Origin of the sequence: Azospirillum fermentarium (genome assembly GCF_025961205.1) — a bacterium.
Taxonomy (GTDB): domain Bacteria; phylum Pseudomonadota; class Alphaproteobacteria; order Azospirillales; family Azospirillaceae; genus Azospirillum; species Azospirillum fermentarium.
Genome location: NZ_JAOQNH010000001.1, coordinates 2,723,499 through 2,736,410 on the forward strand (window position 1 = coordinate 2,723,499; position 12,912 = coordinate 2,736,410).

The following is a 12,912-nucleotide window of genomic DNA, read 5'->3' on the forward strand; positions in this document are numbered from 1 at the left end:
GGAATTAATTCAGCAAGGAGCCGCCATGCACTTCAGCGACACGGCCATTCAGCCGCACCGCGATCCGCAGAAGCTTGTCTTTGTGCGGATAGTCGAGAGTCGTCAGGGAATCGTCCATGTCCGAACCCGTCTCATCGTCGTCCTGCCCGCGGTGGGCCGCCCCGCCGGCCGCGGCCAGCCGGTGCGCGCGGAGCGCGTGCCGCAACAGCGCCTTGGCCCTGTGGTCGGACACGGTGTTCTCCTTGAAATAGCGGGACAGCGGGCTGTTCTCGAACGTGTCCGAAAACACGATCTGGAGCGGTGAGTCGATGTGCGACCCGCAGCCGACCGTGGAAACGTTCACCGCCGAATAGACGTTGGCGTAGGCGCCGGCATTGACGCCGACCGCCACGTTGACCAGCAAGCCGGCGTTGACGTTGACCGCGGCGTTGATGTTCAGCACCGCGTTGACGTTGTTCACGATCTGCGCGTGCTTCTCGATCTGGCCCGAGCCGTCCGCATGGGGCCCGACCAGACTGGACAGCACCTCGGCGCGGCGCTTTTCGCTGAGCGTTTCCAGCAACTGGCCGAACGTGGCCGCGTCGGCCTCCCCCACCGGAAAATTGAGATTCTTCTCGGCGAAATAGCCCGCCGGATCCGACACCAGCCGGTCCATGCTTTCCGGTGCACGCGCCAAATCCGCACGCAATGCATTCAGCCCGTCCCACAGGCTGTGCTGTTGTCCTTCGGACATCATCGTCTCCATAAATATTTGCAATCAAAGGATTATTTTGTGCATTCGAATGCACGCATTTTCGATGCGTGCCGCGCAGCAATTAAACCCTTCGATTGAACGATACGGCGAGAGTGATAAAAATCAAGTGCAATTGCGAATGAGACTCATTAATCTGGCGCTCATAAGGACGCCTCGGCTGCCGCAAAAACACTTTTCACATCATTGCATTCAATTAACACAACCAAGGGGGCGGCCATGACCGGGTATGACGGCACATTGGAGAGCGGGAATGTGGAAAACAGCGGCGACTCCAGCACAAAAACCACCTTGTCCTTGGTAATATCGGCATTTTCAAAGAAAAAAATTTCCGTTATTTTGATATTAATCCTATCACTTCTTGCCCAGGCGGTGGCGATAGGGTTCCCTATCTTCCTTCAAAAATTCATCGATACGATCCTATCCACAGATGGCAGCCATTATCTGCTGCTGGTCAGCGCGGCGATCGTGTCTTTTGTCGTCGCGGAATTTCTGATCAATTTTGCCAAGGTTCTCCACCTGTCGCGGATCATCACGTTCGTCGGCATCCGCCTGCATTCCCAACTGTTCGCGCACATCATACGCCTGCCGGTTCCGCTGTTCCGGCGGCTCGGCATCGGGTCGGTCAGCCAGCGCTTCAGCGACATCGAGGCGGCGCAATCCGCGTGCCTTCAGGCGGTGCTGGCGGTGCTGTCCGAACTGCCGTTCCTGATCGCCGCCGGGGTGGTGATGATCGCCTATTCCCCCCTGCTGGCTGGGGTCATGGCGGTGAATCTGCTGCTGGTCGCGGCGGCGTCCCTCTGGTTCCAGCCCCGCATCAAGACCGCCGTCGCCCGCCAGATGCAGTTGCGCGCCGAGGAGGAAACCGGCCTGATCGAATCGCTGGGCGGCTTCGAACAGGTCAAGACGTCCCGGCTGGAAGCGCTGATGGCCGGCCGCTGGAGCGAACGGGTCTCCGCCGTCGGCGCACAGGGGCTGAAGACCTCGTTTCTCTACAACCTCCTCACCCAGACGGTGACGGCGTTCGAGCGGATCGGCCTGCTGTGCGTGCTGGGCCTGAGCGCGGTGGCCGTCCAGCGCGGCACCATGACGCTGGGCGATCTGATGGCGGTGAACATGATCGCGGCTCTGGTGATCGGCCCGGTCCACCGGATCGTCCATCAGGTGGAACTGCTCCAGTTCACCGCCGCCGCCATGGGCCGCATCGACGAGCTGCTGCGGCTGCCGGCGGAACGGGGTGAACCGGACGGCGGCGGGTCCGGGGACCGGGTGGGGACGCTGACCGTGACGGGGATCGCGTTCCGCCACCCGCCGGGAACGGCGCCCGTGCTGGAATCCTGCGACGCCGTGTTCCGGTGCGGGCGGCTGCACGCCCTGGTGGGATCGGCCGGCGCGGGGAAAAGCACGCTTCTGGACCTGATCCACCGGCTCTATCCGCCCGGCGGGGGCGACATCCTGATCGATGGGGCGCCGATCGCCGCGCAGCCCATCGGCCATCACCGGGGGCGGATCCTGTACTGCCGCCAGACCCCCCACCTGTTCGACGGCAGCGTGCGCGACAATCTGGTCTGGCTCGGCGCGCAGCCGGAGGCGCTTGCCGGCGCGGCGGCGGTGGAGGATCTGATCCTGCCCTTCTTCCCCGACGGGCTGGACACCCGGATCGGCAACGGCGGCGCCACCCTCTCGGGGGGGCAGAGGCATCTGGTCAGCCTGGTGGCGGCGCTGCTGTCCGGCCGCCCGGTCATCCTGCTCGACGAGCCGACCGCGCATCTGGACATCGATGCCACCCGGCGGCTGCTGCGCCACCTCGCGCGGGTCAAACACGGCCGGATCGTCATCGCCGCGACCCACGACCCTTTCCTCGTCCTCGACGCCGACGAGGTTCTGCTGATGAAGAGGGGCCGCATCGCCGAACGGTTCGACGGGCACGCGGGCGAGACGCCGGACCGGGGCGCGAGCGGGCGGGCAGGACGGCGCCTCGACCTGATCCACCGGCTCGCGGCACGGGACGACGGCGCGCTCGACAGCGACCTCGTTCAGTTGATGACGGTGATGGAGCAGACCGGCCATGCCCCCCGCACCACCCATTGATCCGCCTCTTGACCCGCCCCGCCCGGCCCCGCAACGGAGACCGACATGACCGCCTCGGACGCCATGACCGGCCTGATCCGCTTTCCCGCCCTCTGGCTGCGGCGCCTGGTCTTTCCCCTCGACGCGTCCTGGCAGCCGCCGCAGCCGGCCACCGTGTCGCTGCTGCGCATCGCCGCCGTGATCCTGTTCTTCATCCTGGCCAACCTGATCTATGTCCAGGGCGTCGATCTCCTCTGGTACAAGCGCGCAGCACTGGGATTGCCGACGCTGGACGCGGCCACGGTCGAGACGGTCATTCCCTTCGGGCGCGACACCTTCCTGCGCTTCGCAGCGCTCGACCCGCTGAGCAAGACGCTGCCCGGCATCCTGATCGCCGTGGCCGCCGCCGCCCTCGTCCTGCGGCTGCACCGCCCCCCGGCGGCGCCCCGGCTGTTCGCCGGCGCCCTGGACTGTGTTGCCACCAGCTACGGCTATCTTTTGCTGTCGAAGCTGATCGCCATCGCCCGCATGCTGGCGATGGGGGTGGAGACCACGCCGCCGCACGTCTTTCTGGTGACGTCGGCGAACAGCCTCATCTTCCACCTGCCGATGCATCACATCCGCTATGGGCTGATGGCGTCCATCGACCTGATGCTGATCCCGGTCTGCTTCCTTCAGGTGGTGTGCCTGCGCCGCGCCTGGGGGGTGCCGCTGGCGCTGGCGGTTCCCGCCGTGATCATCGGGAACACCGCGCTGCAGGCGGGCGAATATCTGCTGGTGCGGATGCTGCTGAAATGAGCCGGGCCCCGCACATCCTGCGTTACGGTCTGCCGCTGCTGATCGGCGGCGCCCTGGCGGTGCTTGCCGTGACCGGCGGTATCGACAAGACGCCCGAAGCCGTCGTATCCGATCTGGCCGCCCGGCCGATGGTCAACTCCATCGTCACCTTCGGACGGATCGTCCATGGGCGCGAGGCGACGCTGCGGTCGGAGGTCACCGGGCGGGTCGTCCGGGTGCTGGCCGAGCCCGGCGACATGGTGGCCGCCGGCGCGGTGCTGATCGAGATCGACGCCGCCATCCTGCGCCAGCGCATCGCCGAGATCCGCTACCGCATCGACGGCCTGGAGGTGGACATCAAGCTCCGCCGCGTCGAGCGGGACATGGGCGAGAGGGCGATGAACCGGCGCTTCGCCCTGTTCCAGGGCGGCCACGCCAACGAAACCGACCTTGATGCCGAACGGGTGCGGTACGCCACCGCCCAAACCGCGCTGGAGAAGGCGGAGGTCGAGCGCAACATCCTGAGTTCGCAGCTGGCGGCGCTGGAACAGGAACTGGCCAAGACCGTCATCCGCGCCCCCTTCGCCGGACGGGTCGTCCGCGTCTTCGTGGCGGAAGGCGAAACGGTCATCGGCGCCACCACCAACGTCCCCGGCAACAGCTTCATGACGCTGGTCGATCCGGCCAGCATCCGGGCCCGGCTGCGGGTTGACGAGGCCGACGTCATGGGCATCCGCACGGACATGCCGGTCGCCGTCACGCTGCCGGCCCACCCCGAAACGGCCCTGCGCGGCCGCGTTCTGCGCGCCGCCCTGGTTCCGGCGGTGGCGGGCGACACCAACGCCACCGGCGGGTACGAGGTCGAGGTGGTGTTCGATCCCGGCCAGGCGACCGATGAGCTGCGCAGCGGCCTCAGCACCCGCGCGGTGATCGAAACCGGGCGGCGGGACGACGCGATGCTGGTCGCCACCCAGGCGGTGCAGTCCGACCGGGGCGGGTTCTACGTCTGGCTGTGGGACGGGACGGCGGTCCGCAAGCGGCCGGTCGATCTGGGATCGGCGGCCGGGCTGGAACAGGAAATCGCCTCCGGCCTGCGCCCCGGCGACCGCGTTGTGGTGGGGCCGGCGGATCTGCTGCCGCGGCTGCGGGACGGGATGGCGGTCACCCCGGCCAGCGGCGCCCCTCCTCCGCCGAGCCGTCTGGCCGCCGGGGACACGAACAGGACAGGGACACCATGACGGCCATCGGCACCGGAACGGACAGGGGGAGAGGGGCATTGCGCAGGCGCGGTTTCATCATGGCGGCGGGTGTGGCGGTGGCGCTGACCGCCGCGTGTCTTCAGCCCGCGGCGGCGGCGGATCCGCCACGGACCGCATCGTTCGACCTGACGGCGGGCCGCACCGGGATGGTCTACCGCATCCATCTGGCCGAGCCGCCCGAACCGGCGCCGCCCGGCGGCTATCCCGTGCTCTACGCACTCGACGGCGGCGTCAGCGTCCCCGTCTTCCAGGCGATCCGCGCGGTGATGGAGACCGGGCCGGTCGTGGTGGTCGGCATCGGCTACCCGGACGATCCGGCATCCAGCGTGCGGCGCCGCTATCGGGATCTGACGCCGCCGACGCCGCCCGCCCTCATCCCGGTCAAGGGCTCGGCCCCGCCGCCGCCGACCGGCGGGCAGGATGATTTCCTCGCCTTCATCGAAGAGGATCTGAAGCCGGTTATCGAACGGCGCCTGCCGATCGACCGCCGCCGGCAAACCCTGTTCGGCCATTCCCTGGGCGGCCTTTTCACCCTGCATGCCCTCTTCACCCGCCCGGACCTGTTCCAGGTCTTCGCGGCGGCAGCCCCATCGGTCTGGTGGAATCAGGGTTCCCTCCTGCGGGAGCAGGCCGCCTTCCTGTCGGGCGGCATGGCCCCGATGGAGACCAGGACCGTCCTTATCGAAATGGCCCGGACGCCGCCCAAGGAGGAGGGCGGCGACCGTGAGGCGGGAAAATGGGACCATCTCCGCGCCGGCCCGACCGGCACCGACATCGCCCACGCCCTGCACGGAAAGCCCGGGCTTCTGGTGATGCTGCGGGAGCATCCCGAACTGCCGCACGGCGGGGTGCTCGACCATGCCCTTGCCGACGCGCTGTTCCTGACCACGGGCCGCCTGAGCCCGCGCGCACCCTGAGGTGCTGTGCCGCGGGGGCGCGCAAAGCCAGCGAAGCCCCTGCCCGGCGGCCGAACCGTTCCTTCCAGGAGATTGCCCAATGCGTTCGCGTTCCTTCCGTTCCAGCCTGTTCGCCTGCGCCCTTCTGCTGCCGGTCCTGTGCGCCGGCCCCCGTCCGGCCGCCGCCGACAACGCCGCGTCCGCCGAACGGCTCCGCACGTTCCTGACCACACCGGATGTGTCCGCCGACCTGTTCTCGCAGCGCATGCTGGACAAGATCCCGTTGGCGGATCTCGTCGGCAGCCGCCAGTCGCTGTTCGACACCTTCGGCAAGCTGTGCGCCATATCGCCCCTGCGGGTTCACCTGCTCCAGCATCTCGACCGCGGCACCATCGAGTTCGAGCGCGGCGCGGTCGATGTCAAGGTGGTGCTGGACGGCCATGGCCGGATCGACGAACTGCTGTTCCTCAATCCCATTGCGATGAACGGCGACATCACCCCGGCGGTGCGTGGCATCCTGGACCTGCCGGGGACCGTCAGCCTGGCCGTGATCGACAACGGGCATCTGGCCGAAGGCGCGCGCGAGACCGAGAAGACCCCCATTCCCAACATCGAATCGCTGTCGCTGCTGGAACGGGTCACGCGCGCCGTCGATGCCGGCCGTCTCGACTGGAACAGCGCGGTTCCCTGGCGGCGGGCGTGGAGCATCGAGGGCAGCCGCATCCTGGCCAACTGGCCGGACGGCCATGCCTTGACCATCCGGGCCCTGACCGATTTCGCGGTGCAGAACGAAACCTCGGCGGTGCGTGCGCTCGAAACCATCCTGGACGAAGCGCGCTTGGGGGATACCGCCGGCGACACCGCCCAATCGCCGGTCGAATTGTGCCGCCGGGTCGAGGCGATGGACAAGGACGGCAGCCTGTCGGTCTGGCATGGGCCGGCGGTCGATCTCGGGTGGGACCGCGTTTCCTACAAGGGCGGCGGCAACGCCACCACCATCAATCACACGATGCTTTTGCAAAGCGGACAGCGGCGGGTCTGCCTGTCCGCAACCTGGAAACAGCCCGAAGGCGCAAGCGCGCTGCTGTTCCAGGCGCATGTCCGCACCCTTGCCGGCGCCCTGCTCAAACAGACGTCGGGCTGCATCGCTCCGAACAGTTGATGCCGCCGCTCACCCCCTGGCCTGGATGGAGAAAGCCGATGCGTATGACCGATGCGGCCCGCCCGGCGGGCGCACGCGGGCGGGTGCCGGTCGTCATGGCCGCCGCCGTCGCCGGGCTCGTCCTGTCATTCACCATGCCTTGCCCGGCGGGCGAACATGCGGGCGGAGACGGCGTTGGCCATCCTGCGCCCGGAGCGGTGGACGGGGAACGGGCCGGGGAACGGAAGACACGCACCGGGACCGTTGCCCCGGCGGGGCTTGCGGCCGGCGCCCTGACCTGGTGCAACGGGATCGATGCCTTCGTCGATCCGTCCGGGTTCGAGAAAAACGCGCTGATGGACAGAAACGTCTTTCTCAGCCGGTTTTCGGAAAGGAACGGGTGCCGGGCCGACCACTGGCCGCCGCAGCAACGCCGGTGACGGCCCGCGGGGCCGGGCGGGGCGAAGGACGCCCGGCCCGCCACCATCCGGGCAACGGATGACCGCCGGTCACCAAGCCGCCCACGAACCGATCATTCCATAAAGTTATCATTCCCATCTTATTTGATCACAAAATATCTTATTTACCAGAAAATCAAGAAATTGGCGTCAATTTTGATAATTTATACATCATTGACGGCGAATCTGTATTTCATGAATTCTTGCAAATCGGCGTATTTCCGTCCTTTATGGAGCAAGAAATGGTCAAGAGTCTCCCGGGTCCTCTGGTGGTCCATCCGCATAATGTCTATTCGGGCTCCACCCTGCATACGGAGGGAAAGTTCGATACGCCCGGTCCGGGGCGCAACGCCCTGTTCACCACGGTCATTCTTCCCGATGGCCAGCAGCACCGCGTCCAGATCGACACCGGTTCCTGCGGTCTGGTGCTGCCCGCCTCGATGCTGACGGATTCGGCGGGCAAGCCTCTGCCGCACGTCAAATATGTCCGGTCTTTTTCGATGACCTACCACCCCAGCGGTGATGTGGTCGCCGGCGCCATCTATGCGATCGAGTATGTCCAGTTCCCGCTCGCCGACGGGTCCGGCGTGGTCACGACCGATCCCCTCTACATCCTGGGGACGGACAGGGGCGATCCGGGGATGATGGGCATCGGCTTCGGGCGCGCCAACGTCCCGGCGGGCACGGACCAGCCCTATCCCAACTGCGTGCCGCCGGCCGGCCTGTTTTCCAGCAGCCAGCCGGCCGCCGATACCGACGGCGAAGCGGCCAAGAATCCCGCGCAGTTGAGCAACGCCCTGCTGAACATCCAGGGAATGGCCGCGGGGACCGTCCCCGCCAATTATGTCATCACCAGCGGACCGATCTCGGCGCTGGCGCTGGGCGTCGATTCGACCGACCTGGGGAAATTCGATTTCCTCACGCTGAGCAAACAGTACCCGAAGCTCACGTCCTATCCGCCGAACTCGCCCTATTACGCCACCCCGTCCTACCAGATCACGCTGAGCGCGTACAACGACGGCAAGCCGTTCCCCTGCCCCACCCTGCTCGACACCGGCGTGGATTGCATCATGATCCGCATCCCCCCCGGCGGCGATTCCAAGCACAGCATCAGCGGCTGGACGAGCGGCTATGACTGGGCCAGCCCCAACCTGCTGGGCCAGACCCTCACCGTCAGCGCCTATCCCACCGGCTCCACCACCCCGATGATGCAGTACAGCTTTGCGTTCGGCACCGTCCACGCGACCTACACCGGCTCCAGCCCCAGCAACGCGACGGTCACCGCCAACCTCGACCCGGCCCAGGGTTCCACCGCCATGGCCCCCAGCAATCTGCTGCCCCTGGCGGAGGCGAGCACCGCCCCCACGACCTTCTTCATCAATATCGGCATCAATCCTTTGGCGAATTATGACTATTGCTTCGATGCCAATAACAGCCGCGTAGGCTTCCGGCCGGCTCTGGCCCCCTTCGACAACGGCGGGATCCAGTAACCGGCCGCCGCAGACCGGTGCCTTTTTCCGGTGATGCCGGCGGCTGCCATCGCAGCCGCCGGCAACCGGGGCCGGCCTGGAGGAGAGTTACCCTAGCCCCCGTTCCAATCCGCTGAGAACGAAGCGGAAACCGACGGTGCGCGGGTCGCCGGGGTTGCCGAGATAGCTGCGCGCCTCCAGCGCGTATTCGGATTCCAGGAACAGCCAGTTGGTTCCGGCCTTCAGCGGCACCGTCACCGTGCTTGCCCGGTCGGTCACGTCATGAAAGCGGACATCCTCGTTCACGGCCAGCATGACCGGATGCGCGGCCCGTTCGGAATGCTTGGTGTAGACCGGGCCGAACTCCAGCGTCAGTTCCACGGGTTCGGCGAGAACGGCGCACAGCCCGCTGCGCGTCCCCGTGATCACCGCCGGCGTGCCCAGGGACCAGCCGTCGTCATACCGGTTCAGCAGGACGAACACCCCCGCCGGGCCGGACAGCGCCGTCCCCCACTCGCGCACCGGCAGCGGCGCCGCGCCGGCCACCGCATCGCCCAGCCCCTCCGGCACGGTGTGGCAGCACAGCAGATCGTCCACCTGATCCCCGGCGATCATCAGACAGCGCAGTTGCGCGTAGCTGCCGACCCGGTGCAGGCGCGAATCCCGGCCCATCAGGAACAGATAGGGGAAACGCCCGGACAGCGCGCGGAAGAAGAGGACATCGCGCGGCATCTCCGGGAAAACGGTGCTCCCGGCCTTGCGCTGCGGCGCCACGGCGAATTCGAAGATGGCGACGGTGCCCGGATGGGCAAAGGCGGCGGCCCCGCCGGCCAGCACCTCGATCTCGTGCCCTTCGACGTCCACCTTGATGAAGCCGGCGTGGGAGACCCCGGCCGAGCGCATCCAACGGTCCAGACCCTCCAGCCGGATGGTCTGCACATAGCGCATGCCGCGGTCGGCAAGGTTGATCCGTTCGCCGGGCGTAAGCTGGCGGGCGTTGCCCAGCATCGTCCGGTCAACGACGATCTCGGCCTCGCCCGGCCCGTCGGACAGGCCGAGCTGAACCGGCGTCACGTTGGCGACGGCGTTCTGTTCGACGTTGCGGCGCAGGAAGGCGAAGGTGTGCTCCACCGGCTCGAAGGAATAGACGTGCCCCTCCGCGGCGAAGACGGCCATGGCCAGCGCGCTGGTGCCGATATTGCCGCCGACGTCCAGGCAGACCGAACCCCGCCGGATGACACGGGCATAAACATCGAGGTGCCAGGGCTCCCACGACCGGGTTTCGGCAAGGCTGCCGGCAAGAAGGCCATCGTTGCCGTCGTTGATGATGGCGAAGTTCTGCCCGGCAACCGTGAAGGTGTAGGTCTTGATGTTGGAATCGAGAAAGGCAGGGTCAGGGGTCATCGGCTCATCATCAGCGTTGTCGGCGGCGGAAACCGCGCCACGATACCACATGAGCCGGCGCACGGGCGATGAATGACACGGGACGGTTGGGCGAACCGCGCCGATCCATCCTCTGCGTGCGTCCCCTCCTCCCGGCGGGCACAAACGGCAGCGATGCGGCAGCCGGAAAACACCCCACCGGCCGAACCGGCGCAGCAGCACGGGAGCGGACAGGGGAAAAGCAAAGAAAATCTCCGTATCACATACAGTTGCAGGGGACCGTGCACCCCGCCCCTACCCGGATGCCGGCGGGGCACAAGCATCTGGACTTCCCGGATTACCAAGGCATAATGACCCGGACGGCGCTTTACGCCATTGGTTTTGTTTAATTTTATTTCCAATTCGAACAAAATCGACACACACCACTCCACGCAGGGAAAGGGGCCAGTCATGAGCGAGCGGTTGGAAGACGCACACAAGATCACCCGCACCGCAGCCAAATGGGCGGCAGGGGCCGGGCTTATTCCGGTGCCCTTGCTGGATGTGGCCGGCGTGTCCGGGGTGCAGATCAAGCTGGTGAACGATCTGGCCAAGCTCTACGGCATTCCCTTCGCCAAGGACCGCGTCAAGACCCTCGTCGCCACCCTTCTCGGCGGTGCCGTGCCGTCGGCGCTGACCAGCGGCGTGTTCTCGCTGGTCAAGACGGTGCCGGTGGTCGGCCCGCTGGCCGGCATCGCCCTGATGCCGGCCCTGTCCGCCGCCTCGACCCTGGCGCTGGGCACCGTGTTCATCCAGCATTTCGAAGCCGGCGGCACCCTGCTGGACTTCGACCCGGAAAAGATGCGCGCCTATTACAGGGACGAGTTCGAGCGCGCCAAGGCCGCCGGTCCGCTGGAACCGGCCGTTCCCGGCGATACGGCGGCGGCCATCTGACCACCTGCCCGGCTCCGCAGGGTGGCGGCCCGTGAGAACGGGCGGCCACCCCGGGCGGCGGATCCCTTTTCCCATGACGCTGCGAGGCTGGTCATGATGCCTGTGCTTGTCTATGTGGGCATATGCCTGCTGATCGGAGTGATCGGGGAAAGCCGCCGGGGCGGCTTCGTGCTGTATTTCCTGCTGGCCTTCGCCATCACGCCGCCTGTGGCGCTGCTGGTCATGATCCTGATGTCGCCCCGCCCCAAGAAGCCGGCGGTGTAGCAGCCCCCTCCACCCGGTCCGCACCGGCGCGCGCGCAACGCCCCCCTCGGGGCCGGCGGGCCACCCATGCCCTGTCTGTTTGAAGAGGCGCGGCCCGCGCCGCAACGGGAGTCCTTGCCACGATGACGGCACCCACCGCCTCCGCCGCCCCGCCGACCTCCCGTGGGGCCGGTCTTTCATCCCGGATACGGCGGTGGGTCAGCGAACATGCGCGGGTGTTGCTGATCGCGCTTCTCATCGTTCTGACGCTGTTCGCCTATGCGGCCCCCAGCATGATCGCGGTGGTTCCGGCGGGCCATGGGGGCGTGCTGTGGCGGGCGCTGGCCGGCGGGACCGTGCGCGGGGTGGTGCTGAGCGAGGGGGTCCACGTCATCGCCCCGTGGAACCGGGTCTTTCTCTACGACATGCGCCAGCACGAAGAGACGCGCACATATTCCGCCATCGCCGGCAACGGCCTGTCCATCGAGGTGGACATCGGCTTCATCTATCATCTGCGCCCCCAGACGCTGGCGACCCTCCACCAGAAGGTCGGCCCCGACTATCTGGAGGTGCTGCTGATGTCGCAGATCGGCACCGTGGCCCGCGACAGCATCGCCCGCTGGCCCGCCGATGCCCTGTACGGCCCCGACCGGGCGAAGATCGAGGCCGACATCTTCAACCGGCTGGTGGACCGCGCCAACCTGAACAACATCACCAGCGCCGCCAAGGCACAGATCAAGGGCGAAGCCGACATCATCAAGTCCGGCACCGACAGCGACGAGGACGATTACTTCGAACTCGACAACGTGATGATCCGCGAGGTGACGCTGCCCGAACAGGTGCAATCGGCCATCCGCCGCAAGATCGAACAGCAGGAAATGGTGCTGGAGTACCAGCACCGGCTGGACCGCGAACGGCTGGAAAGCGAACGCAAGGCGGTGGAGGCCGAGGGCATCCGCAAGTTCCAGGAAACCGTGCAGCAGGGCATCTCCGACACCTATCTGGCGTGGCGGGGGATCGAGGCGACCGTGCAGCTCGCCACCTCCAACAACGCCAAGGTGGTGGTGATCGGCAACAACAGCCACGGGCTGCCGATCATCTTCAACACCGGGCCGGACGCCGGCCTGTCCGGCACCGCGGGCGCGGTGACGGGCGGCACGGCGGCGGCGGAACAGCACCCCCCCGCCGGCACCGCCACGGGAACCGCCCTGCCCCCGGCGCCACCGCCCGCCGCCGCACCGCCCGCGTCCGGCCCCCCGGCTCCCCTGCGCAAGCCCGAGGGCGAACCGCCGCGGGAGAAGGCGCCGCCCCAGGAGCAGGGGCGCAAGACCAGCGAATTCCAGCCGGCCCCCGCCGCCGCGGAGCCGGTCACGGAAAAGGACGTGGCCGGGGGCAGCGCCCTGCTGACCATCCCCTATCTCGGGCTGACGGTTCCGCAGCCGTTCCGCTGATCCGGTCCCGCCCGGACCACCCGCCTTCCCGCCGCATCAGGATCCCGATACCCGATTCCCACACCCACAAGGGACAGCGCC

At 67.1% G+C, this 12,912-nt stretch carries 12 protein-coding genes; 10 read left to right on the top strand and 2 right to left on the bottom strand.

Annotation, left to right across the window (positions count from 1 at the left end):
* Nucleotides 1-4 precede the first annotated feature (4 nt).
* Complete coding sequence (locus tag M2352_RS12820; RefSeq protein ID WP_264664869.1) at nt 5-745, bottom strand: hypothetical protein; 741 nt, start codon at nt 743-745, stop codon at nt 5-7.
* A 225-nt stretch (nt 746-970) separates the two neighbouring features.
* Between M2352_RS12820 and M2352_RS12825 the strand changes: the two genes are divergently transcribed.
* The 7 genes from M2352_RS12825 to M2352_RS12855 all read left to right on the top strand — a co-directional run bounded on the left by M2352_RS12825 (nt 971) and on the right by M2352_RS12855 (nt 8,842).
* Nucleotides 971-2,842 (top strand): peptidase domain-containing ABC transporter, encoded by a 1,872-nt coding sequence (locus tag M2352_RS12825; RefSeq protein WP_264664870.1) that lies wholly within the window; start codon nt 971-973, stop codon nt 2,840-2,842.
* A gap of 45 nt (nt 2,843-2,887) precedes the next feature.
* The gene (locus M2352_RS12830; RefSeq protein WP_264664871.1) at nt 2,888-3,619 is read left to right on the top strand and encodes a hypothetical protein; all 732 of its coding nucleotides are present in this window, start codon (nt 2,888-2,890) and stop codon (nt 3,617-3,619) included.
* Nucleotides 3,616-4,836, top strand: a complete 1,221-nt coding sequence (locus M2352_RS12835) for an efflux RND transporter periplasmic adaptor subunit (RefSeq protein WP_264664872.1) — start codon at nt 3,616-3,618, stop codon at nt 4,834-4,836. Before M2352_RS12830 ends, M2352_RS12835 begins: the two co-directional genes overlap by 4 nt.
* Nucleotides 4,833-5,774: an alpha/beta hydrolase gene (locus M2352_RS12840; RefSeq protein ID WP_264664873.1), complete on the top strand. Its 942-nt coding sequence runs from the start codon at nt 4,833-4,835 to the stop codon at nt 5,772-5,774. The genes M2352_RS12835 and M2352_RS12840 overlap by 4 nt, the downstream gene beginning before the upstream one ends.
* A 79-nt stretch (nt 5,775-5,853) precedes the next feature.
* On the top strand, nt 5,854-6,915 hold the full coding sequence (locus M2352_RS12845; protein ID WP_264664874.1) for a serine hydrolase: 1,062 nt from the start codon (nt 5,854-5,856) through the stop codon (nt 6,913-6,915).
* A gap of 38 nt (nt 6,916-6,953) precedes the next feature.
* Nucleotides 6,954-7,334 (top strand): hypothetical protein, encoded by a 381-nt coding sequence (locus tag M2352_RS12850; RefSeq protein ID WP_264664875.1) that lies wholly within the window; start codon nt 6,954-6,956, stop codon nt 7,332-7,334.
* A gap of 260 nt (nt 7,335-7,594) precedes the next feature.
* Nucleotides 7,595-8,842, top strand: coding sequence for a hypothetical protein (locus tag M2352_RS12855; protein WP_264664876.1), 1,248 nt, complete (start codon nt 7,595-7,597; stop codon nt 8,840-8,842).
* Nucleotides 8,843-8,929: 87 nt separating this feature from the next.
* On the opposite strand, the gene M2352_RS12860 is transcribed toward M2352_RS12855, so the two are convergent.
* The gene (locus tag M2352_RS12860; RefSeq protein WP_264664877.1) at nt 8,930-10,225 is read right to left on the bottom strand and encodes an FkbM family methyltransferase; all 1,296 of its coding nucleotides are present in this window, start codon (nt 10,223-10,225) and stop codon (nt 8,930-8,932) included.
* A 360-nt stretch (nt 10,226-10,585) separates the two neighbouring features.
* Here M2352_RS12860 and M2352_RS12865 point away from each other — a divergent pair, with 360 nt between their 5' ends.
* From M2352_RS12865 to M2352_RS12875, 3 genes are all read left to right on the top strand, one after another.
* The gene (locus tag M2352_RS12865) at nt 10,586-11,137 is read left to right on the top strand and encodes a YcjF family protein (RefSeq protein ID WP_264665358.1); all 552 of its coding nucleotides are present in this window, start codon (nt 10,586-10,588) and stop codon (nt 11,135-11,137) included.
* A 93-nt stretch (nt 11,138-11,230) separates the two neighbouring features.
* Nucleotides 11,231-11,401, top strand: a complete 171-nt coding sequence (locus tag M2352_RS12870; RefSeq protein ID WP_264664878.1) for a hypothetical protein — start codon at nt 11,231-11,233, stop codon at nt 11,399-11,401.
* Between the two features lie 122 nt (nt 11,402-11,523).
* Nucleotides 11,524-12,831 (top strand): prohibitin family protein, encoded by a 1,308-nt coding sequence (locus tag M2352_RS12875; RefSeq protein WP_264664879.1) that lies wholly within the window; start codon nt 11,524-11,526, stop codon nt 12,829-12,831.
* Nucleotides 12,832-12,912 lie beyond the last annotated feature (81 nt).